Source organism: Ramlibacter sp. (assembly GCF_035548915.1).
GTDB lineage: Bacteria > Pseudomonadota > Gammaproteobacteria > Burkholderiales > Burkholderiaceae_C > Ramlibacter.
Genome location: NZ_DASZSE010000043.1, coordinates 49577 through 69843, shown reverse-complemented (window position 1 = coordinate 69843; position 20267 = coordinate 49577). Strand labels below are relative to the sequence as shown.

Annotated in this window: 19 protein-coding genes and 1 pseudogene; 8 read left to right on the top strand and 12 right to left on the bottom strand. The window is 65.7% G+C overall.

What is annotated here, in order from left to right; genetic code table 11:
* The 3 genes and pseudogenes from VHA82_RS17945 to VHA82_RS17935 form a co-directional block, all read right to left on the bottom strand.
* Positions 1-282, bottom strand: a pseudogene (locus VHA82_RS17945) (IS256 family transposase); the annotation flags it as partial.
* 71 nt (positions 283-353) lie between these two features.
* On the bottom strand, positions 354-1304 hold the full coding sequence (locus VHA82_RS17940; RefSeq protein WP_325546272.1) for a hypothetical protein: 951 nt from the start codon (positions 1302-1304) through the stop codon (positions 354-356).
* A 546-nt stretch (positions 1305-1850) separates the two neighbouring features.
* Positions 1851-2009 carry an addiction module protein gene (locus VHA82_RS17935; RefSeq protein ID WP_325546270.1) on the bottom strand — a complete coding sequence of 53 codons (159 nt, stop codon included), beginning with the start codon at positions 2007-2009 and terminating at the stop codon, positions 1851-1853.
* Between the two features lie 247 nt (positions 2010-2256).
* Between VHA82_RS17935 and VHA82_RS17930 the strand changes: the two genes are divergently transcribed.
* Complete coding sequence (locus VHA82_RS17930; protein ID WP_325546267.1) at positions 2257-3222, top strand: virginiamycin B lyase family protein; 966 nt, start codon at positions 2257-2259, stop codon at positions 3220-3222.
* Between the two features lie 7 nt (positions 3223-3229).
* On the opposite strand, the gene VHA82_RS17925 is transcribed toward VHA82_RS17930, so the two are convergent.
* The 7 genes from VHA82_RS17925 to VHA82_RS17895 all read right to left on the bottom strand — a co-directional run bounded on the left by VHA82_RS17925 (position 3230) and on the right by VHA82_RS17895 (position 12335).
* Positions 3230-4132: an SDR family oxidoreductase gene (locus VHA82_RS17925; protein WP_325546264.1), complete on the bottom strand. Its 903-nt coding sequence runs from the start codon at positions 4130-4132 to the stop codon at positions 3230-3232.
* A gap of 74 nt (positions 4133-4206) precedes the next feature.
* Positions 4207-5757: a SpoVR family protein gene (locus VHA82_RS17920; RefSeq protein WP_325546262.1), complete on the bottom strand. Its 1551-nt coding sequence runs from the start codon at positions 5755-5757 to the stop codon at positions 4207-4209.
* Between the two features lie 4 nt (positions 5758-5761).
* Positions 5762-7063: a YeaH/YhbH family protein gene (locus tag VHA82_RS17915; RefSeq protein ID WP_414708670.1), complete on the bottom strand. Its 1302-nt coding sequence runs from the start codon at positions 7061-7063 to the stop codon at positions 5762-5764.
* Between the two features lie 21 nt (positions 7064-7084).
* Positions 7085-9007 carry a PrkA family serine protein kinase gene (locus VHA82_RS17910; RefSeq protein ID WP_325546258.1) on the bottom strand — a complete coding sequence of 641 codons (1923 nt, stop codon included), beginning with the start codon at positions 9005-9007 and terminating at the stop codon, positions 7085-7087.
* Between the two features lie 310 nt (positions 9008-9317).
* Positions 9318-10328, bottom strand: coding sequence for an SIS domain-containing protein (locus VHA82_RS17905; protein ID WP_325546276.1), 1011 nt, complete (start codon positions 10326-10328; stop codon positions 9318-9320).
* Entirely contained in the window at positions 10318-11451 is a 1134-nt protein-coding gene (gene nagA, locus VHA82_RS17900; protein ID WP_325546256.1) for an N-acetylglucosamine-6-phosphate deacetylase, read from the bottom strand. Before nagA ends, VHA82_RS17905 begins: the two co-directional genes overlap by 11 nt.
* Positions 11448-12335: a BadF/BadG/BcrA/BcrD ATPase family protein gene (locus VHA82_RS17895; protein WP_325546254.1), complete on the bottom strand. Its 888-nt coding sequence runs from the start codon at positions 12333-12335 to the stop codon at positions 11448-11450. Before VHA82_RS17895 ends, nagA begins: the two co-directional genes overlap by 4 nt.
* A 159-nt stretch (positions 12336-12494) precedes the next feature.
* Here VHA82_RS17895 and VHA82_RS17890 point away from each other — a divergent pair, with 159 nt between their 5' ends.
* From VHA82_RS17890 to VHA82_RS17875, 4 genes are all read left to right on the top strand, one after another.
* Positions 12495-13343 (top strand): NAD(P)-dependent oxidoreductase, encoded by an 849-nt coding sequence (locus VHA82_RS17890; protein ID WP_325546252.1) that lies wholly within the window; start codon positions 12495-12497, stop codon positions 13341-13343.
* A gap of 108 nt (positions 13344-13451) precedes the next feature.
* Positions 13452-14426 carry a TRAP transporter substrate-binding protein gene (locus VHA82_RS17885; protein ID WP_325546250.1) on the top strand — a complete coding sequence of 325 codons (975 nt, stop codon included), beginning with the start codon at positions 13452-13454 and terminating at the stop codon, positions 14424-14426.
* A gap of 206 nt (positions 14427-14632) precedes the next feature.
* The gene (locus tag VHA82_RS17880; protein WP_325546248.1) at positions 14633-15079 is read left to right on the top strand and encodes a TRAP transporter small permease; all 447 of its coding nucleotides are present in this window, start codon (positions 14633-14635) and stop codon (positions 15077-15079) included.
* Positions 15070-16365, top strand: coding sequence for a TRAP transporter large permease (locus VHA82_RS17875; RefSeq protein ID WP_325546246.1), 1296 nt, complete (start codon positions 15070-15072; stop codon positions 16363-16365). Before VHA82_RS17880 ends, VHA82_RS17875 begins: the two co-directional genes overlap by 10 nt.
* A gap of 32 nt (positions 16366-16397) precedes the next feature.
* On the opposite strand, the gene VHA82_RS17870 is transcribed toward VHA82_RS17875, so the two are convergent.
* Both VHA82_RS17870 and VHA82_RS17865 read right to left on the bottom strand, forming a co-directional pair.
* Complete coding sequence (locus VHA82_RS17870; RefSeq protein ID WP_325546244.1) at positions 16398-16811, bottom strand: type II toxin-antitoxin system VapC family toxin; 414 nt, start codon at positions 16809-16811, stop codon at positions 16398-16400.
* 5 nt (positions 16812-16816) lie between these two features.
* On the bottom strand, positions 16817-17074 hold the full coding sequence (locus VHA82_RS17865) for a type II toxin-antitoxin system Phd/YefM family antitoxin (RefSeq protein ID WP_325546242.1): 258 nt from the start codon (positions 17072-17074) through the stop codon (positions 16817-16819).
* Between the two features lie 258 nt (positions 17075-17332).
* Here VHA82_RS17865 and VHA82_RS17860 point away from each other — a divergent pair, with 258 nt between their 5' ends.
* From VHA82_RS17860 to VHA82_RS17850, 3 genes are read left to right on the top strand one after another with little or no spacing between them, the layout of a single operon-like run.
* Positions 17333-18259 carry a hypothetical protein gene (locus tag VHA82_RS17860; protein ID WP_325546240.1) on the top strand — a complete coding sequence of 309 codons (927 nt, stop codon included), beginning with the start codon at positions 17333-17335 and terminating at the stop codon, positions 18257-18259.
* A gap of 26 nt (positions 18260-18285) precedes the next feature.
* On the top strand, positions 18286-19797 hold the full coding sequence (locus VHA82_RS17855) for a glycine betaine ABC transporter substrate-binding protein (protein ID WP_325546239.1): 1512 nt from the start codon (positions 18286-18288) through the stop codon (positions 19795-19797).
* Positions 19794-20258: a DUF3237 domain-containing protein gene (locus VHA82_RS17850; RefSeq protein ID WP_325546238.1), complete on the top strand. Its 465-nt coding sequence runs from the start codon at positions 19794-19796 to the stop codon at positions 20256-20258. Before VHA82_RS17855 ends, VHA82_RS17850 begins: the two co-directional genes overlap by 4 nt.
* Positions 20259-20267: the final 9 nt, after the last annotated feature.

The window sequence follows — 20267 nt, the reverse complement described above, 5'->3', positions numbered from 1 at the left end:
CGGGATGTCCACGCGCACCGGGCCTTCGCCAGTGATCACCGTCTTGGCGCTCGTGCCGTTGCGGTGGTTGGCGTCCTCGGCGGGCTGGCCCAGATGGTGGCCCAGCTCGGCTCCCATCACGCGCTCGATCAGCGCCTTCTTCAACGCCAGCGTGGCGGCGTTGACCTCCTCGCCGGTCTTCGGGCCGCAAACCAACTGGTCCATCAACTCCTTGGGAATCTTCGGGAGCGCCGCGCTCCGGGCGGCGATCTCCGCGTTCTTCTGCTTCGTTCTGCTTGGCATAAATGCTCCTGGTCGGTCATGTTATGCCTCACACAAAATTCAGGACAGGCTCGTTGAAGCAATCTTAGCTGTCAATGGTTATCGCTAAATCCCTTGCGGATCCAACCCGCAGCGTACCCAAGGCCCCACAACGCGATGATCGGGAGGCTCGCCAGAAATGAAACACGCAGTGGACTCGCAGTGTCGAATAAGCAAAGCGGGTCGGACAAGCGATCACACGGTCGCATCCACGCACTCATCGCTGGTGCCGCCGATGGCTCTGAAAAGACAGTAGCAACGAAAGCCAGCCATACCGCAGACAAAATAATTCCCAATCGACGCCAACCGTTTAAGACATTCTGACCGTGCGCTTTCATCATTCCCTCTTTCGGATCACCCCTTTCAGTGATCCACCGCTCCCAAGCTTCGTAGTCGGCGGCTGAAGGATAGAGACCGGACTTCTTCGGACCGGAAAAATCAGGGGAGCTCACCTTCGGGGCTCCCTCACCGTAGGCTCTAGAGAACGCGTTGTGCAAGACTTGACCATGAGCAAGCAGCTCCTCAATGAGCGAACCGCTGAAGTAGATAACGTCGTCAGTAAAGCTTGCAATCACATCCACAAGATCAGCGAACTCTCTATGAGTGTGACCCGATGGGAGTTTCTCTCCGAAGTACCGAAGCGCCCATGCGTCATCCATCGGGCGCAACTTGAAGCTGGATATCAGGCTTCGACGCTCCTCAACGGAGCGGTAGAGTCCTAAGCTTGCATTTTCAATTTGAACAACCAAGCTAAGTGCCTTTCCGAGAGCACTTATGCGATCGAAAACAAGCATCTTAAGGGTATCCACAGGGAACGAGGGCGCAAAGAACTCTTGAAGGTCTGCCTCGAAGCTGAACGTTGCCTTGAGCGCACCGTGCCCTTTGGGAGTGGCGGCGTGATGCCGGAAGGCTTCCAGATCTGCCCGAAACCTGTCTACCATGGGTTTCACCAACTGTGACTTCATACCCAATGCGGTGTTTGCGATGGTGAATACCACCATCACGGCGGCATTTGTGTTTCGGATTTCCCGCAAGAGCTCTTGTCGATGCCTGGTTCGCTCAATCATACGCTGCGCACCCCACGCGCCAGCACTCGCGCCCGCGAGTGCACCGACCGACGACAGGACGAACGTTGACTCCAACAGCTTCAGAGCTCCACTGACGACGTCTACGAGCATGCGATGCCTAGCGCGCGGCGTCGGACGCGTCCGTGTCGAAAAATGCGTTAGGCAGCATCGCGCTCTCCATTGATGTCTCGCCCTCCTCAAGTGCACTGTGCCATTCAGTACTCCTTGTGGTGAATGCACAAGGTGCTGAAGCCAATCGCGCCCAAAGGGTACAGCGCCAAACCAAAAACCGGTACTCGCTCCGCCAGACAAGTCTTCCCAGACGAGTAAGACCTCTCCACACCGGTCGTTTGCATCATGTTCGATTCACGCACCCGCGAGGCAAACTTACAGAGGTCCCGCAGAACGAACCAGCAAGCGACCACGTAGGCCAATGCAAATATGGCACCAATGCCGAGGAGCAGTCGACGCGAGCTCTGCGGGTCAGTGTTCGATCTCCGGAACGCGACGCTTGATTTCTGCTTCCCACTCCGCTTCGATTTCTTCATCCGCCTCATGGACAGTGGCCAAGAGCTCCTCGGCCGGCTGCACGCGCTCGTCCGGACTCAGTTCCCTGGCCCGATGTGAAAGTTCTTCGACCAAGCTTGCACTCATGAATGGACGCTCGCCTGCGCAGCGAGCAGTTTACACCGGGCGGAATGCCCAAAGACACCGAGCAAACGCCCTTGCCGCCTATGCACGCCGCGCACTCGCCGATCACCGCGACTGACGCTTCGCGTCCCCTGGATTCCCGCCTTCGCGGGAATGACGGCATACAGCAAGCACCCCCGCCGATCGAATTCACCCACCCCACTTTCCTCTCATTCCCCACACGCGTAGCATTCCGCCCATGCTCACCCGCCGGCACCTCCTCGCAGCCGCGGCCTCCGCTCCGGTCTTCGCATCCGCCCAGCCGGGCAAGATGCAATCCTGGAAGCTCGCGACTTCCAGACGCACCGGCATCCACGACGTCGCCCCCGCCCCCGACGGCGGCGTGTGGTTCACCGCGCAGGCCAGCGGCCATCTCGGCTGGTTCGATCCCGCATCCGGGCGCACCGACCTCGTCGCGCTCGGCTCCGGCTCCGCGCCGCACGGCGTGATCGAGGGCCCCGACCACGCCGCATGGATCACCGATGGCGGCCAGAACGCCATCGCGCGCGTGAGCTGGCCCGATCGCAGCGTGCGCCTCTTCCCGCTGCCCAAAGGCACGCCCTACACCAACCTCAACACCTGCGTCTTCGACGGCGACGGCGACCTCTGGTTCACCGGCCAGGGCGGCTGGATCGGCAAGGTCTCCGTCAAGACCGGCCAGGTCACCGCGAAGGAAGCGCCACGCGGCTTCGGCCCCTACGGCATCTGCGTCACACCCTCGGGCGACGTGTGGTGGGCTTCGCTCGCCGGGTCGTTCATCGCGCGCATCGACCGCCGCACCGGCGAATCGACCGTCGTCGAGCCGCCCACCCAACGCCAGGGCGCGCGGCGCGTGTGGGGCGACAGTCACGGCCGCATCTGGGTGAGCGAATGGAACAGCGGCCAGCTCTCCATGCACGATCCGCGAGACAGGAGCTGGCACAGCTGGAAGCCACCCGGCGAAGGCACGCACGTCTACGCCGTGTACGTGGACGACCGCGACATCGTGTGGATCAGCGAATGGGCCACCAACGCGATCTACTCGTTCGATCCGCGCAGCGAGAAGTTCGAACGCCATCCGCTCGCGCGCGACAGCGCCAACGTGCGCCAGATCCTCGGGCGCAAAGGCGAAGTGTGGTTCGGCGAGAGCGGCGCGGAACACATCACGGTGATCCGAACCGCATGAGCGCGCATCAGCGTTGCGCGCGGTCCTTCGCGTTCTGCGCCTCGATGCGTTCGCGCGCCTGCCGCCAGTCGGTATCGGTCCAGCTTCGCAACTCGTAGAAGTTGCCCCCGGTGGCCAGCGCGTTGCCGCCATCCATCATGATCGACTGGCCCGTGAGCCAGTCGCACTGACCGGACGCCATCAGGAAGGTCGCGAGGTTCTGCAGCTCCGACATGTCGCCGGGCCGGCCCATGGGATTCTTCTCGCGGCTGCGAGCGCCCGGCTCTTCTCCGGGGTTCAGGCGCTTGCTCATGCCTTCGGTCGGAATCTCGCCGGGGCCGACGGCATTCAACCGCACGCCGTACTTCGCCCATTCGATCGCGAGCGATTTCGTCATCGCCTCGATGCCCGCCTTGCTCATCGCCGACGGCACGACGTAAGGCCCGCCCGTGTCGACCCACGTCACAATGATGCTCATCACGCTGCGATACGGCTGCCCCGGCTTCCATGCGCCGTCTTTGGCCTGCGCCACCCAGCGCTTGCCCACCGCCTGCGTGACGTAGAACGTGCCGTGAAAGACGATGTTCGCGATCGCATCGAAGCCGCGCGGCGAAAGGCTTTCGGTCGGGGCGATGAAGTTGCCGGCCGCGTTGTTGACGAGGCCCGTGAGTCCGCCCTGCTCCCACAAGGCTTCGACCATCTCCTCGACGGCCTGCGCGACGCGGATGTCCACACCGAACGTGTCGATGCGCCTCTCGGGAAATTGCTCGCGCCACTGCTGCGCCGTCTCGTCGCACACCGCCTTGCGCCGCCCGCAGATCGCGACGTCCGCACCGAGCGAGAGAAAGCGCTCGGCCATCGCGCGCCCGAGCCCGGTGCCGCCGCCGGTGACGAGGATGCGCTGGTTCTTCAGCAGGTCTTGCGTGAACATCGGTGCTCCACGGGGCGGTGCGATGGCCCCTCTTCACGCAAGCTTACCTCGCGCCGAACGAGGCCCCCGATCCGTCAGTGATGCGGCTGCGCGGGCGTCACTTCCCAGTGCTGCATCACGCGGTCGTGCGCGTCGACGCTTTCGAGCCGCACGCGAAAGCCCCACAGGCGCGCCACGTGCTTCACCACTTCCTCCGCGCCGTTGTCGAGCGGGCGGTCGTTGTGGCGGATGTGGCGCAGCGTGAGCGAGCGGTCGCCGCGCAGGTTCACGTTCCACACCTGGATGTTCGGCTCGCGCCACCCCAGGTCGTGCTGGCGAGCGAGCGTTTCGCGCACGCGGCGGTAGCCCTGGTCGTCGTGGATCGCGGAGACTTCCAGCTCCTTTTGCGTCGAGTCGTCCAGCACATTGAACATCCGGAAGTCACGCATCAGCTTCGGGCTCAGGTACTGGCCGATGAAGCTCTCGTCCTTGAAGTGGCGCATCGCGTAGTCGAGCGTCTTGCCCCAGTCGCTGCCGGCGATGTCGGGGAACCACTCGCGGTCCTCGTCCGTCGGCTTCTCGCAGATGCGCTTGATGTCGCTGTACATCGCAAAGCCCAGCGCGTACGGGTTGATGCCGCTGTACGCCGGGTGGGTCACCGGCGGCTGGAACACGACGTTCGTATGCGAGGAGAGGATCTCCATCATGTAGCCTTCGGAGAGCAGGCCCTCGTCGTACATGGTGTTCAGCAGCGTGTAGTGCCAGAACGTCGCCCAGCCCTCGTTCATCACCTGCGTCTGCCGCTGCGGATAGAAGTACTGCGCGATCTTGCGCACGATGCGCACGACTTCGCGCTGCCACGGCTCCAGGAGCGGCGCGTGCTTCTCGATGAAGTACAGGATGTTCTCCTGCGGCTCCTCGGGGAAGCGCTTGTGCTCCTTCTTCGCCTGCTTGCCGGCGGTCTTCGGCAGCGTGCGCCACATGTCGTTCACCTGCTGCTGCAGGTACTCCTCGCGTTCCTTGCGGCGCTGCTCTTCCTCCACCATCGAAATCTTCTGCGGACGCCGATAGCGGTCCACGCCGTAGTTCATCAGCGCGTGGCAGGCATCGAGCACCTGCTCCACCGTGTCGATGCCGTGCCTTTCCTCGCATTCGGTGATGTAGCTCTTCGCGTACACGAGGTAGTCGATGATCGAGCTCGCATCCGTCCACATGCGAAACAGGTAGTTGCCCTTGAAGAACGAGTTGTGCCCGAAGCACGCATGCGCCATCACGAGCGCCTGCATGGGCATCGTGTTCTCCTCCATCAGGTAGGCGATGCACGGGTCGGAGTTGATGACGATCTCGTAGGCGAGCCCCATGTGGCCGCGCCGGTAGCTCTTCTCGCTCGTGATGAAGTGCTTGCCGTACGACCAGTGGCGGTAGTTCACGGGCATGCCGACCGAGGCATAGGCATCGAGCATCTGCTCGGAAGAGATCAGTTCGAGCTGCGACGGATACGTGTCGAGCCCGTAGCGTTCGGCCGTACGGCGGATATGGTCGAAGTAGAGCTCGATCAGGTCGAAGGTCCAGTCCGAGGGGCTCGGCAGCCGCTTCGTATCGCTGGGCATCAGGCCATGCTCTTCGGGGAGTTCGATGATGCTCATGGTTTCAACTTCCGACCTGCGTGGGATTCTTCTTGAACAGGTCCCTGAACACGGGGAATATCTGGGAGGGCGTCACGATCTTCTGCATCGCGAAGTGCACGTTGGCGTCCCGCACGCGCGTGTACTCCTCCCAGAGGTTCTGGTCTTCGTCGGCCACCTGCACGTAGGCGTAGTAGCGCACGAGCGGCAGGATCTTGTTGTCCAGCAGTTCGCGGCACTTCGACGAATCCTGCTGCCAGTTGTCGCCGTCGGACGCCTGCGCGCCGTAGATGTTCCACTCGCTGCCCATGTAGCGCTGGCGGATGATCTCGTTCATGAGCGTAAGCGCCGACGACACCACCGTGCCGCCCGACTCCGTCGCGTGGAAGAACTCGTCTTCCGTCACTTCGGCCGCCTGCGTGTGGTGGCGGATGAACACGACTTCGGTCTTCTCGTAGTGCTTGGAGAGGAACAGATAGAGCAGGATGAAGAAGCGCTTGGCGAGGTCCTTGCGGGCCTCGTCCATCGAGCCCGACACGTCCATCAGGCAGAACATCACCGCCTTGCTCGTGGGCATGGGCTCGCGCACGCGGTTGCGATACCGCAGGTCGAACGGGTCCAGGAAGGGCACGCGCTTCAGGCGCTGCCTGAGCTCCTCGACTTCGAACCGCGCCTTCTCGACTTCCGCATCGGGCGCGCCGCCTGCGACCAGCGTCGCAAGTCGCTCCTCGGCCAGCTTCAATTCGCGCCGCGGATCGCCGCCCATCGCGATGCGGCGCGCGAGCCCCACACGCATCGAGCGCACGACGTGCAGCGAAGTCGGGTTGCCTTCGGAGATGAAGCCGGCGCGCCGCGTCTTCCATTCCGGCACGTCGGCCAGCAACTGCGTGCGGATCATGCGCGGCAGCGCCAGATCGTCGAAGAAGTAGTTCATGAACTCTTCGCGCGAGATCCGGAAGACGAAGTCGTCCTCGCCCTGCCCGTCGGGCGACGCGCCGCTGCCCGATCCGCCGGAGCCGCCGCCTTGCGGGCGCTGAATCCGGTCGCCGCGCACGTATTCCTCGTTGCCCGGATGCACGATCTCGCGCGTGCCGCCCGGCGCGTGGCCGAAGACGGGCTCGCTCACGTCGCGCTTGGGCAGCGAGATGTCGGCGCCATCCTCGATGTCGCGGATGCCGCGGTCACCCACGGCCTTGCGCACCGCCTCCTTGATCTGCTCGCGGTAGCGCCGCAGGAACCGCTCGCGGTTGCCGATCGACTTGTTCTTGCCGGACAGGCGCCGGTCGATGACCTGGTGGAGCTGGCTGCGCTCCCCTTTGGGGCTCATCGTCATCGGCGTGCCTTCTCGTCAGGAACTCTTGCGCACGCGCAGGTACCACTCGCACAGCAGGCGGACCTGCCGCTTCGTGTAGCCCTTCTCGACCATGCGGTTCACGAAGTCCTCGTGCTTCTTCGCCTCGTCGGCGGACGCCTTCGCGTTGAAGCTGATGACCGGAAGCAGCTCCTCCGTGTTGGAGAACATCTTCTTCTCGATCACGGTGCGCAGCTTCTCGTAGCTCGTCCACACCGGGTTCTTGCCCGCGTTGTTGGCACGCGCGCGCAGCACGAAGTTGACGATTTCGTTGCGGAAGTCCTTTGGGTTGGACAGGCCCGCGGGCTTCTCGATCTTCTCGAGCTCGCCGTTCAACGCCGCGCGGTCGAAGATTTCGCCCGTGTCCGTGTCGCGATACTCCTGGTCCTGAATCCAGAAGTCGGCATACGTCACGTACCGGTCGAAGATGTTCTGCCCGTATTCCGAGTACGACTCGAGGTAGGCCGTCTGGATTTCCTTGCCGATGAATTCCGCGTAGCGGGCGGCCAGGTGTTCCTTGATGAAGGCGAGGTACTTCTGCTCGGTCTCCGCGGGGAACTGCTCGCGCTCGATCTGCTGTTCGAGCACGTACATGAGGTGCACCGGATTGGCCGCGACCTCCTCGGAGCCGAAGTTGAAGACCTTGGAGAGGATCTTGAACGCGAAGCGGGTCGAGATGCCCGTCATGCCCTCGTCCACCCCCGCGTAGTCGCGGTATTCCTGGTAGCTCTTGGCCTTCGGGTCGGTGTCCTTCAGATTCTCGCCGTCATACACCAGCATCTTGGAAAAAAGCGACGAGTTCTCCGGCTCCTTCAGCCGCGTGAGCACCGAGAACTGCGCCATCATCTTCAGCGTGCCGGGCGCGCACACGGCCTCCTTCAGCGAGGAGTTGTGGATCAGCTTCTCGTAGATCTTCACTTCCTCGGTCACGCGCAGGCAGTACGGCACCTTCACGACGTAGATGCGGTCCAGGAAAGCTTCGTTGTTCTTGTTGTTCTTGAACGCCTTCCACTCCGACTCGTTCGAGTGGGCCATCACGATGCCGTCGAACGGGATCGCGCCGAACCCTTCCGTGCCCTTGAAGTTGCCTTCCTGCGTGGCGGTGAGCAGCGGGTGCAGCACCTTGATCGGCGCCTTGAACATCTCGACGAATTCGAGCAGGCCCTGGTTCGCGAGGCACAGGCCCCCGGAGTAGCTGTAGGCGTCCGGGTCGTCCTGCGCGTAGCTCTCGAGTTTGCGGATGTCGACCTTGCCGACGAGAGACGAGATGTCCTGGTTGTTTTCGTCGCCCGGCTCGGTCTTGCTGATCGCGATCTGCTTCAGGATCGACGGGTAGCGCTTCACCACGCGGAACTTGCGGATGTCGCCGCCGAACTCCTCCAGGCGCTTCACCGCCCACGGCGACATGATGCGCTGCGTGTAGCGCCGGGCGATCCCGTACTGCTGCTCGAGCAGCGGCGCGTCCTCGTCGTTGTTGAACAGGCCGAGCGGAGACTCGTTCACGGGCGAGCCCTTGATGCAGTAGAACGGCACCTGCTCCATGAGCTGCTTCAGCCGCTCCGCGATCGACGACTTGCCGCCGCCCACGGGGCCCAGCAGGTAGAGGATCTGCTTTTTTTCTTCCAGGCCCTGCGCGGCGTGCCGGAAGCAGGCGACCACCTGCTCGATGGGCTCCTCGAGGCCGTAGAAATCCTTGAAGGCCGGATAGACGCGGATCACCTTGTTGCCGAAGATGCGCGACAGGCGCGAATCGTGGCGCGTGTCGATCATCTCGGGCTCGCCGATGGCGGCGAGCATCCGCTCGGCGGCCGTGGCGTAGGCGAGCGGGTCGCGCTTGCACAAGTCGAGGTATTCCTCCAGCGACATCTCCTCCTCACGCGTCTTTTCGTAACGCGCCAGGAAATTTCGCACTACGTCCATGGAACCTCCTTCTTCGGGGTCGTTTACGTTCGAAACTGCACGGTTCAACCGTCTCACTGTAACGCGAAGCCTGCGCACCGCGACTACATGCCTGTAGGCAGATTCTGGTCTTCACTGTAGGTGAACCATAGATAAACGCAAGGGGGTCGAAGTTCGGGCTCGTTCATAGGGGGAATCACCGTCATCGGAAATACGCGCTCCAGACTTTCGTCTGGCATCGCCGGTGTGTTGCGCGAGCGCGCCACATGATGCGATCCCTCGCGACCCCACGCGATCCCACGCGATCCCATGCGACTGCCCACGCGGCGCTTCAGGCAGTCCTCGTGACCTTGCGCAGATGGCGCGGCCGGTCGGGGTCGAAGCCTCGCGCACGCGCCACGGCTTCGACGAGAAGGTAGAACGACTGGATCGCGGCGATGGGGTCGAGATCGGGCTCGCTCGTTTCGGCGAGCGCGAGCCGGCAGCCGGGCGTGCCCTCCGGTGCCGCGAGCAGCACGAGCGCGCCGCGCGAGCGCAGCGTCTGCGCGAGCTGCAAGAGCCCCTGCTGCGCGGGCCCGCGCAGCGCGAACACGATGAGCGGGTAGCCTTCCTCGATCAGGGCCATGGGGCCGTGCTGCACCTCGGCGCTGGAGAACGCCTCGGCCTGGATCGCGCACGTTTCCTTGAACTTGAGCGCCGCCTCCTGCGCGACGGATAGGCCGGGTCCGCGGCCGATCACGAAGAGGCGGTCGGCCGAGGCGAGCGCCTCCACCGCGGACGTCCAGTCGGCGCGGGCGGCGCGCGCGAGCGCATCGGGAAGTCTCGCGAGCGCTTCGGCAAGACGCGCATCCTGCTGCCACGCGGCGGCCAGGCGCGCGCCCGCCACGAGCTGTGCGATGAAGCTCTTCGTGGCGGCCACGCTCCTTTCCTCGCCCGCGTGCAGGCCGAACACCCATTCGGCCGCGCGTGCGAGCGGCGACTCGACGTCGTTCACGAAGGCCGCCGTGAGTGCCCCGCCCGCGCGGAAGTAGCGCGTGGGCTCGACGAGGTCCGGGCTCTGGCCCGACTGCGAGAACGCGAACGCGGCGAGCCCTTCGCACGCGATGGGCGATTCGTACAGCGTGAGCAGCGACATCGGCAGCGACGTGACGAGCCGCCCGAGCCGCGCCATGATGAGATAGGCGGCAAAGCTCGCCGCGTGGTCGGAACTGCCGCGCGCGATGGTGAGAAGCGACGCGCTTCGCGACGCGCGCAGGCGCGCGCCGAGCGCCGCATACGCATCGGCATCCCGCGCGAGCTGGCGGGCGATCGCGTCGGGCGCCTCGAGCGCTTCAAGCAGCATGCGTGTGGCCAATGGCGGCTCCCTCCACGAAAACATCCGACAGGCGCAGGTCGCGGTCGAGCACCACCACGTCGCCCCAGGCCCCTTCGCGCAGCGTGCCCCGGTCGGTGAGGCCGAGGTACTCGGCAGCGAAGGTCGACACGCGCCGCGACGCGTCCGCGAGGCTCAGGCCGAGCCGCTCCACGAGATTGCGCAAGGCCTCGTCCATCGTGAGCGTCGAGCCGGCCAGCGTGCCGTCGTCGAGTCTCACGCCGCCCATGCACTTGGTGACGGCGTGCCGGCCCAGGCGGTATTCCCCGTCGGGCATGCCGGTCGCCGCGGTCGAATCGGTCACGCAATAGACGCGCGGGATCGCGCGCAGCGCGACGCGGATCGCGCCGGGGTGCACGTGCAGCAGGTCGGGAATGATCTCCGCGTATCGCGCGTGCGCGAGCGCCGCGCCCACCACGCCGGGCGCGCGGTGATGCAGCGGCGTCATGGCGTTGAAGAGATGCGTGACGCCCCGGGCGCCGCGCGCCATCGCCTCCACGCCCTCTTCGTAGCTCGCGAGCGTGTGGCCGAGCTGCACGCGAAAGCCGGCGCGGGTGAGCGCCTGCACGGCTTCCATGTGGCCCGGCACCTCCGGGGCGAGCGTCACGAGGCGAATCGGCGCCACGGCATGCAGCGCGGCCAGCTCCTGCATCGAGACGGGCCGCGCGAAGTCGGGCTGCGCGCCGAGCTTGCCCGAGTTGATGAACGGTCCTTCGAGGTGCACGCCGAGGATGCGCGCCGCGCCGTGAGCGCGTGCCGCAACGGCGTCGCGCAGACCCTCGAACGCCCTCGCCAGGTCCTCGTGCGGCGCCGTCATCGTCGTCGCGAGAAGCGCGGTGGTGCCGTGTTCCGCGTGGCACCGCGCGACCTCGGCCGCGGCGTCGCCGCCTTCCATGATGTCGCGCCCGCGCCCGCCGTGCACGTGCAAGTCGATGAAGCCCGGCAGGATGAGCGCGCCGCCGTGGCCGCGCACACGCTCCTCGTCGATCGGCAGGCCCGCGACGGACGAGATGCGTCCGTCGTCGCCGAACTCGAGCGTGCCCGTGATGAAGCCGTGCGGCGCGAGAACGAGGCCTTCGAGTTTGCGGCTCACAGCAGCTCTTCCAGGTCGTGGCGCGCCGCGGCGCGGATGAGCGCGAGCGCGCCGGCGGCGGCACCCTCCTTCGCCTCGACGATGCGGCTTCTCACGGCCGGGGCGAAGCGCGGCGCGAGCGCGCGCGCCACGCTGCCCGCGACCGCCAGCGGCAGGCGACCCCGCGGGTCCACGGCCAATGCGATGGTCTCGAGCGCGTTCACCGCGCGAGCGAGGAGTTCGGCCGCCGCGGGGTCGTCGCGTTCGTGCTGGAACACGAGCGTTGCGAGCTGCGCGTGGGCGAACTGGCCCGCGCGGTCGCACCACGCCTGCAACTCGTCGCGCGTGCGGCCGCATTCGCTTTCGATGTCGCGCGCGAGCGCGCCGCGATTCGCCCGGCCGTCGATCGACGCCTGCGCATGGCGCACCGCATGCAGGCCGAGCCATGCGCCGCTGCCTTCGTCGCCGACCGGGAAGCCCCAGCCGCCCACCGTGCAGCGCGTGCCGTCGTGCCTGAGCGCTTCGGCGACGCTGCCGGTGCCCGCGATCAGGATCGCGCCGGGCGCGCCGCCATGCGCACCCAGCAGCATCGCGTACGAATCGGTTTCGAGCTCGACGTGCGCGAAGCCGGGGTCCGCGGCGAGAAAGGCTTCCCGCCACGGCCGGTTGCTCACGCCCGAGAGGCCCGCGCCGAGCGCGACGCGGCAGCGCTCGGGAACGTCGAGCCCCGCGCCGTGGAATGCGTGGCGGATCGCCAGCTGAACGTTGCGCCACGCCTGCGCGATGCCCTGCCCCAGCGCCGACGGGCCCGCCGCGCCGTGGCCCAGCAGTGCGCCGTCGCGGCGCGCGACGAGCGCGCGGGTGGACGTCCCCCCGCCATCGATGCCGATCAGATACTCGACCATCTCTCGTTGGAACCATAGCACCGCGGAGAGTTGCCTGGGTCACGTCATCGTACAACTCGGGCCGCGTATCGGGAATCTCCTTAGGAACCGCAGTTGACGCTCTCGGGTGAGCGTCCCGATAATGGCACGCAACGTTGTATGACAACCGATGACCAAGCGATGCCTCCGTCCGTCCCGAAGACGGCACGGGAGCCCTCTCGCCCGCCGGCCCTCGACCGCCTGCTGCTCACGGGCGCGGCGGGCGGGCTGGGCCGTGTGCTGCGCCTCGGCCTGAAGCCGTTCGCGCACACGATGCGCGTCTCCGACATCGCCTCCATGGCGCCGGCCGCGCAGAACGAGGAGGTGGTCCCGTGCGACCTCGCGGACAAGGCCGCGGTGGATTCGCTCGTGCAAGGCTGCGACGCGATCGTGCACATGGGCGGCGTCTCGGTCGAGATGCCGTTCGAGACGATCCTCGAGGCGAACATCAAGGGCGTCTTCCACCTGTACGAAGGCGCCCGCCGTCACGGCGTGCGGCGCGTGGTGTTCGCGAGTTCGCATCACGTCGTCGGCATGCACAGGCAAGGCGAGATGATCGGCACCGACTGCGTGAAGCGCCCGGACACCTACTATGGCCTGTCGAAGTCGTACGGCGAGGAGTTGTCGCGCCTTTACTTCGATCGCTACGGCATCGAAACGGCGTGCGTGCGCATCGGCTCGTCGTTTCCCGAGCCGCTGGAGCGCCGCATGCTCGTCACCTGGCTCAGCTACCGCGACCTGATCGAGCTCGTGCGCTGCTGCCTCTTCGCGCCGCGGCTCGGACACACGATCGTCTACGGCGTGTCGGCCAACCGCGACAAGTGGTGGGACAACACGCTGGCCGCGCACCTCGAGTTCCATCCGCAGGACAGCTCCGAACCGTTTCGGGCCCGGGTGGAAGCCGCGCAGCCGCCGCTCGACGACGACGATCCCGCCCGCATCCACCAAGGCGGCGCGTTCGTGAAGATGGGCCCTTTCGAATCGGACTGAAGCGCCGATGCCTGCTGCCCCGCGCCCGCCGCCCGCCGCCCGCCGCCGAATTCGTTCTCGATGCGCGCGGACTTGCGCAAGAATCCAACCCACGAGTGAGGAGATGAGATGAATTCCAAGCAGACCTTCGCCGCTTTCTGCGCGCTTGCAACGGCCGCGTTCGCCTTCGCGGCACGCGCCACCGAATTCCGTTCGGCGGACACGCACAACGCCGACGACTATCCGACGGTGCTCGCGGTCAAGTACATGAGCACGCTGCTCGAGCAAAAGAGCGGCGGCAAGCACCACATCAAGGTCTTCAACAAGCAGGCGCTCGGCAGCGAGAAGGAAACCATCGACCAGGTGAAGATCGGCGCGCTCGACTTCACGCGCGTGAACGTGGGGCCGATGAACAACATCTGCCCGCTCACGCAGGTGCCCACGATGCCGTTTCTCTTCAACTCCATCGCGCACATGCGCAAAGTGCTCGACGGCCCGGTGGGCGACGAAATCCTGAAAAGCTGCGAGTCGGCCGGCTTCATCGGGCTTGCGTTCTACGACAGCGGCGCGCGCAGCATCTATGCGAAAAAGCCGATCCGCACGGTGGCCGACGCGAAGGGCCTCAAGATTCGCGTGCAGCAGTCCGACCTGTGGGTGGCGCTCGTGGGTGCCATGGGCGCGAACGCGACGCCGATGCCGTACGGCGAGGTGTACACGGCGCTCAAGACGGGGTTGATCGACGCGGCGGAGAACAACATTCCTTCGTTCGACACCGCCAAGCACGTCGAGGCCGTGAAGATCTATTCGAAGACGGAGCACTCGATGGCGCCCGAGATCCTCGTGATGAGCAAGATCGTGTGGGACAAGCTGCCGCCCAATGAGCAGGCGATGATCCGCGCGGCCGCGAAGGAATCGGTGCCGTACGAGCGGCAGAAGTGGGACGAGCAGGAGGCGAAGTCGCTCGCGAGCGTGAAGGCGCAGGGCGCTGAGATCGTCGAGGTGGACAAGAAGTCGTTTCAGGCGGTGATGGGGCCGGTGTACGAGAAGTTCATGACGACGCCGGAGATGAAGCGGCTCGTGAAGGCCGTGCAGGACACGAAGTGACGCGAGGCGCGTCCCAAGCCCGTCGTTCTGGCGAAAGCGAGGGCGCGGCGCCCCAAGCCCGTCGTTCTGACGAAAGCGAGGACGCGGCACCCCAACCCCGTCGTCCCCGCGGAAGCGGGGACCCAGTGTCTTCCCCGGAAAGCCTCTGGATTCCCGCTTTCGCGGGAATGACGAAAGTCTGTGCCTTCGTATCGAAAGCGAGCCTCATGCTCGCCGTCGTCCTGCTGATCGCCGTGATCCTGTGCGTTCAGTGGCAGGTCTTCGGCCGCTACGTGATGAACGACACGCCCACCTGGGCCGAGGCCCTGGCGCTCCTGCTCGTGCTCTTCGTCACTGCGTTCGGCCTGGCGGTCGGTGTGCGCGACGCGGGCCACATCGGGCTCGAATCGATGGTGGCGCTGCTGCCCGAGGCCTGGCAGCGCCGGATCGAACTCGCGATCCATGCGCTCGTCGCCCTCTTCGGCGGCCTCATGGTGTGGGGCGGCTGGGTGTGGGCGAGCGCGAAGTGGAACGAGAAGAAACCCATGCTTCCCGTGCCCGACGGCATCGACTACGTGCCCGTGATCATCGCGGGCTTGCTGATCGTCCTTTTCTCCGCCGAACATTTCATCGCCATCCTGCGCGGAGTCGACGTGGAGCCCGCATGGAACTGACCGTCCTCACGGTGAGCTTCACGCTGCTGCTGCTGATGGGCGTGCCGGTGGCGTTTTCCATCGGCTTGTCGTCGGTGGCGACCATCGTCGCCGCGGGCCTGCCGGTGGCCGTGGTGTTCCAGAAGATGGTGGGCGGCATGCAGGTCTTCAGCTTCCTCGCGATTCCGTTTTTCATCTTCGCGGGCGAGCTCATGCTCCACGGCGGCATCGCCGAGCGCATCGTGCGCTTCGCCAACAGCCTGGTCGGCCACGTGCGCGGCGGCCTCGGCATGAGCAACGTGCTCGGCTGCACGCTCTTCGGCGGCATCGTGGGCTCGCCCGTGGCGGACGTGTCGGCAATGGGCAGCGTGATGATTCCGCTCATGAAGAAGGAAGGCTACGACGCGGACTACGCGGTGAACGTCACGACGCACGCGGCGCTGGTCGGCGCGCTCATGCCGACGTCGCACAACCTGATCCTTTTCACGCTCGCCACGTCGGGGATCGCCTCGGTGAGCGCCTTCGGATTGATCCTCGCGGGCGTGGTGCCCGCATTCATCCTCACGGCGTGCAACCTGCTGGCCGCATGGTGGGTGGCGCGCAAGCGCGGCTATGCGACGCACGGCGCCTTTCCGGGGTGGCGAGCCGTGGCCGTCGCCTTCGCGGCATCGGTGCCCGGGCTGCTCGTGGTCGTGATCATTCTTGCGGGCATTCTGTCGGGCGCGTTCACGGCGACCGAGTCGGCATCCATCGCGGTCGCGTGGGCGATGCTGATCACGGTGTTCGTCTACCGGTCGCTCAGTTGGAACAACTTCATGAAGGCGTGCGCCAAGGCGTGCAAGACCACCGGGGTCGTGCTGCTGCTGATCGGCATCTCGGCCGCGTTCGGCTATTTCCTTGCGCTGTACGAAGTCCCGCAGCGCACGGGCGAGCTCATGAAGTCGGTGAGCAGCGAGCCCTGGGTGATCTTTCTCATGATCAACGTGCTGCTCTTTCTGCTCGGCACGTTTCTGGACATGGCACCCACGATCCTCATCTGCACGCCGATCTTCCTGCCGATCGCGCAGCAGTTCGGCATGGACCCGCTGCAGTTCGGCGTGGTGATGCTCATCAACTGCGCGCTGGGGCTCAATACGCCGCCCGTGGGCACCGTGCAGTTCGTGGGCTGCGCGATCGGGGAAGTGTCGGTGGGACAGGTGATGAAGACGATCGGGCCGTTCTATGGGGCGCTGGGGTTGTGCCTGGTGCTCGTGACGTATGTGCCGGGGTTTTCGCTGTGGTTGCCGCGTTGGGTGATGGCGAGGTAGACGGAGCGTTCGCGCCGGCCACGCGCCGCGCTTCACTTCCGCACGGAAAGGAATGGGTTCAAGACCTTCACGCCGAAGTCCTTGAAGTCCGTCACGTTTCGGGTGACCACGGTGAACTTGTGCACCTTGGCCGTGGCGGCAATCATCGCGTCCTCGTAGAGCGTGTTCGAAGCGCGGTGCATGAACCGCGCCCAGACCCTGAACGCGGCCGCGTCCATCGCGACCACGTTGAAGGAACCGGCGACGAGTTCCAGCCAACGCTCGAGCTCGGCGGCCTTTGCCTCGTCGTGCTCGCGAGTGAGTTCGATCCCCGCCTGGATCTCGCCGATCGTCACAGCCGAGATGTGCAGTTCCGTGTCCGAGGCGTCCCGCATCCACTGCAGCACCCCTCCATGCGGTTTCGGCTTGCGAAGCTCCGAAACCACGTTCGTGTCGAGCAGGTACATGGCGCTTACCGAAACGCTCGAGGCTTGCGCCTGCGGGCGCGCCCCCGCGCGGGCACAGGAATGTCGGCTCTCGCCGAGTCCGACAACAGCAATTCCTTGAGCGTGGGCCGGGCCGACGCCTGCATCCGGCGCCACTCGTCCGCGGGAACCAGAACCGCCGTCTCGGCGCCGCGCTTCGTCACCATCTGCGGGCCCTCGGCGAGGCATCTTTCCAGAAACTCGCTGAATCGGGCTTTGGCATCCTGTACTGCCCAAGATTGCATGGGGTTCGCCTCAACTGACTAGAATTCAGACCAGTCTACCATGGGTCATGCATGTCCGGCCGTTCGACCCGCTCGCGGGCTCGAACGCGCACCCCGCTCGGCGGCCCCGGCACGCGATGTACAGAGGTCTGGCCGTCTTGCTGGAACCGTTCCTCGACGGTGGTTACTACTCTCACGGTGCCCTGCGAGGTTTCGTCCGCCGACCGACGCACCAAGGCATGCCCACGCGCGGATCAACCTCCTGAGGAGGCTCGAGAAATGCCCGGACCGACCCGCCCTATCCCCGAAGCTGCCGGATATCGATCGCTTGCCGATGCAGCGGCGAACACGCCGCCGACGCAAGGCCTGCTGCGCAGAGCGACCGCATGGGTCCGTTCGGCCTTGCGTCGTTCGGGCGAACCCCGGCGGGACGGCAGTGCGCAGAACATGGATTCGCCGAAGCAAGACCTCCTGCACAGAGCCGTCGAACGGGTGCGTTCGGCCTTTCGCCGCTCGCAGCCGGGCGAAGGCACGCCGCTCACGCATTTGGCGACGTATCAGCACTACGACGCGATGTCGGCCGGCTCATCCGCCACGGCCGCGGACACACCCGCCACTGAAGGCGACGTGAAGACGCCAGCGGAACACACGGCCAGCCAACCGGAGGCCACGGAAGTTCATCGTGATCCCGCGGCCAGACCGGCGTCTGACGATCTCGCCCACCAGGCAAGCCTTGCCGGCGCTCGTCTGGAGAAAGCTCGACACTATGCCCGCACCGTCGGAAAGCCGACCGATGAGCACGAGGTGATGACGATGCAACTCTTGTGGGTCGAGACGTTGCGGCAGTACGTCGAGACGTACGGAAACTACAAGCATGCACTGGAGCGTCTGAGGAACGAGGCCATGGCGAGACACGACGCGAGAGCTTCCTTCGAAGATGGCGAAATGGACAATTGGACCCGCGTCCTCCATGGCGACCTTTCCGCGCGAAAGAACGCGGCAACAGAGATCGAACCCCGCTTGCTGGTCCTCGAAGGTCACATGCAGGCAGACTGGATCGAGATGACGGCAACGGCGAATGCCCTCGGGAGAGCAGGAATGAAGCCACCGTCCGCCCCGGGCCGCGTTCATTGGATGGAGATCTTCAAGACGGTGTTCCCGGACCCGAACGACGCTGTGTCGCGCGTCGGCGAAGTCTCGTCATGAAGTAGCCACTGCATGGCGGTCGTGGCATGCTCCGCACGATGAAGCTCATCGCCACGACCCTGCTCGCGCTCGCGGCCATCGCGATGCCGGCACACGCGGCCGACACACTTCGCGTGGGTTCCAAGCGATTTACCGAGTCGTACATCCTCGCCGAAGTGATCGCGCAGCAAGCCGCGCCCGCGCTCCCCGCGCCAGCAGAGGTGAAGCAAGGCCTCGGCAACACCGCCATCGTCTACGAGGCCCTCCACTCCGGCAGCATCGACCTCTACCCCGAATACGCGGGCACGATTTCGCTCGAGATCCTGAAGAACGCGAAGCCGATGTCGCTTTCGGAGATGAACCGCGCGCTCGCGCCGCTCGGGCTCGGCGCGGCCGTGCCGCTCGGCTTCAACGACGGCTACGCGCTTGCCATGCGCGAAGACGAGGCGAAGCGCCTGGGCATCCGCACGGTCGGCGACCTGGCTCGGCATCCCGAGCTGAAACTCGGCCTCTCCAACGAATTCATCGGCCGCGCCGACGGCTGGCCCGGCCTCGCGCGCGCGTATTCGCTGCCGCAGCAGCCGCGCGGGCTCGATCACGGGCTTGCCTACGACGCGATTGCGGCGAAACAGATCGACGTGATGGACATCTACACCACCGACGCGAAGATCGAGCACCTGCATCTGCTCTCCCTCGCGGACGACAGGAACTACTTCCCGCGCTACGACGCGCTGCTGCTGTACCGGCTCGACCTGCCGCAACGCTTCCCGGCGGCCTGGGCCGCGCTGCAGAAGCTTGGCGGGCGCATCGACGAGAAAGCCATGATCGCGATGAACGCGAAGGCCGAACTCGGCGGGCAGAAGTTCGATCGCATCGCGCACGACTTTCTCGCGTCGACCACGGCGGCCACCCTCGCGGCGCGGCCGTCGCTGTGGCAAAGGCTCGCGGGTGACGACTTCTGGCGGCTCACCGCCCAGCATCTCGCACTCGTCGCCGCATCGGTGACGGTCGCTGCGCTGATCGCGATTCCGCTGGGCGTGTGGAGCTTTCCGCACCGGCGCGCGCGCGCTTTCCTGCTCGGGGCCGCGGGTCTGCTGCAGACCGTGCCTTCGCTCGCGCTGCTCGCGATCCTCATCTCGCTGCTCGGTGCGATCGGTGTCGGACCGGCCCTGGTGGCGCTCACGCTCTATGCGGTGCTGCCGATCATGCGCAACTGCGTGACGGGGCTCGCGGAAGTGCCCGAAGGCCTGCGGCAAGCCGCGACCGCGCTCGGCATGACCGATTCGCAGCGGCTGCGCACGGTCGAATTGCCGCTCGCACTGCCGACCCTGCTCGCCGGGATTCGCATCGCGACGAGCATCGCGATCGGCACGGCGACGATCGCGGCCTTCGTCGGCGCGGGCGGCTATGGCGAGCGGATCGTGACGGGGCTTGCGCTGAACGACAGCGATTTGCTGCTGGCAGGCGCCATACCGGCGGCGGGTCTGGCGCTCGCAAGCGAACTGCTCTTCGAATGGGCCGAGCGCGTGTTGAGACGCGGCACGGGGAGCTCCGCATGAATGTTCCCACGCCTTCGCTCGTGTTCTTCGCCGATGCGCAAATCGAAGTCGGTGCGCCGCAGGAAGCGGGCCGGGGTCCGCACGGCGTACGGCGCCTGATTCCGATCCTCGCGGGTGAATTCCGCGGCAACGGCTGGCGAGCGCGCGTGCTGCCCGGCGGGGCGGATTTCCAGCTGCTGGTGAGCGACACCCTCGCCGAGCTCGATGCACGCTACATGCTCGAGACCGATGCGGGCGAGCGCATTTACGTCGTGAACCGTGCGGTGCGCGCGGCCGACCCGCAGGTGATGGCGCAGCTCGTCCGGGGGGTCGCCGTCGATCCTTCGCTCGTGTATTTCCGCTGCGCTCCGAGCTTCGAGACGGCGTCGAAGTCGCTCGCGTGGATCAACGAGCGGCTCTTCGTGGGCAGCGGCGTGCGCACGCCGGACCGGGTGTTGCTGAAGCTGTGCGAGGTCGCCTGAAACGGGCGA

Bases quoted from the DNA above. Each gene is read 5' to 3' on its own strand.
- VHA82_RS17920 (WP_325546262.1), bottom strand. From the start codon at position 5,757: ATGAGCATCATCGAACTCCCCGAAGAGCATGGCCTGATGCCCAGCGAT.
- VHA82_RS17925 (WP_325546264.1), bottom strand. From the start codon at position 4,132: ATGTTCACGCAAGACCTGCTGAAGAACCAGCGCATCCTCGTCACCGGC.
- VHA82_RS17850 (WP_325546238.1), top strand. From the start codon at position 19,794: ATGAATGTTCCCACGCCTTCGCTCGTGTTCTTCGCCGATGCGCAAATC.
- VHA82_RS17910 (WP_325546258.1), bottom strand. From the start codon at position 9,007: ATGGACGTAGTGCGAAATTTCCTGGCGCGTTACGAAAAGACGCGTGAG.
- VHA82_RS17880 (WP_325546248.1), top strand. From the start codon at position 14,633: ATGCTCGCCGTCGTCCTGCTGATCGCCGTGATCCTGTGCGTTCAGTGG.
- VHA82_RS17930 (WP_325546267.1), top strand. From the start codon at position 2,257: ATGCTCACCCGCCGGCACCTCCTCGCAGCCGCGGCCTCCGCTCCGGTC.
- VHA82_RS17870 (WP_325546244.1), bottom strand. From the start codon at position 16,811: ATGTACCTGCTCGACACGAACGTGGTTTCGGAGCTTCGCAAGCCGAAA.
- VHA82_RS17885 (WP_325546250.1), top strand. From the start codon at position 13,452: ATGAATTCCAAGCAGACCTTCGCCGCTTTCTGCGCGCTTGCAACGGCC.
- VHA82_RS17895 (WP_325546254.1), bottom strand. From the start codon at position 12,335: ATGGTCGAGTATCTGATCGGCATCGATGGCGGGGGGACGTCCACCCGC.
- VHA82_RS17875 (WP_325546246.1), top strand. From the start codon at position 15,070: ATGGAACTGACCGTCCTCACGGTGAGCTTCACGCTGCTGCTGCTGATG.
- VHA82_RS17860 (WP_325546240.1), top strand. From the start codon at position 17,333: ATGCCCGGACCGACCCGCCCTATCCCCGAAGCTGCCGGATATCGATCG.
- VHA82_RS17865 (WP_325546242.1), bottom strand. From the start codon at position 17,074: ATGCAATCTTGGGCAGTACAGGATGCCAAAGCCCGATTCAGCGAGTTT.
- VHA82_RS17890 (WP_325546252.1), top strand. From the start codon at position 12,495: ATGCCTCCGTCCGTCCCGAAGACGGCACGGGAGCCCTCTCGCCCGCCG.
- VHA82_RS17915 (WP_414708670.1), bottom strand. From the start codon at position 7,063: ATGAGCCCCAAAGGGGAGCGCAGCCAGCTCCACCAGGTCATCGACCGG.
- VHA82_RS17905 (WP_325546276.1), bottom strand. From the start codon at position 10,328: ATGCTGCTTGAAGCGCTCGAGGCGCCCGACGCGATCGCCCGCCAGCTC.
- VHA82_RS17855 (WP_325546239.1), top strand. From the start codon at position 18,286: ATGCTCCGCACGATGAAGCTCATCGCCACGACCCTGCTCGCGCTCGCG.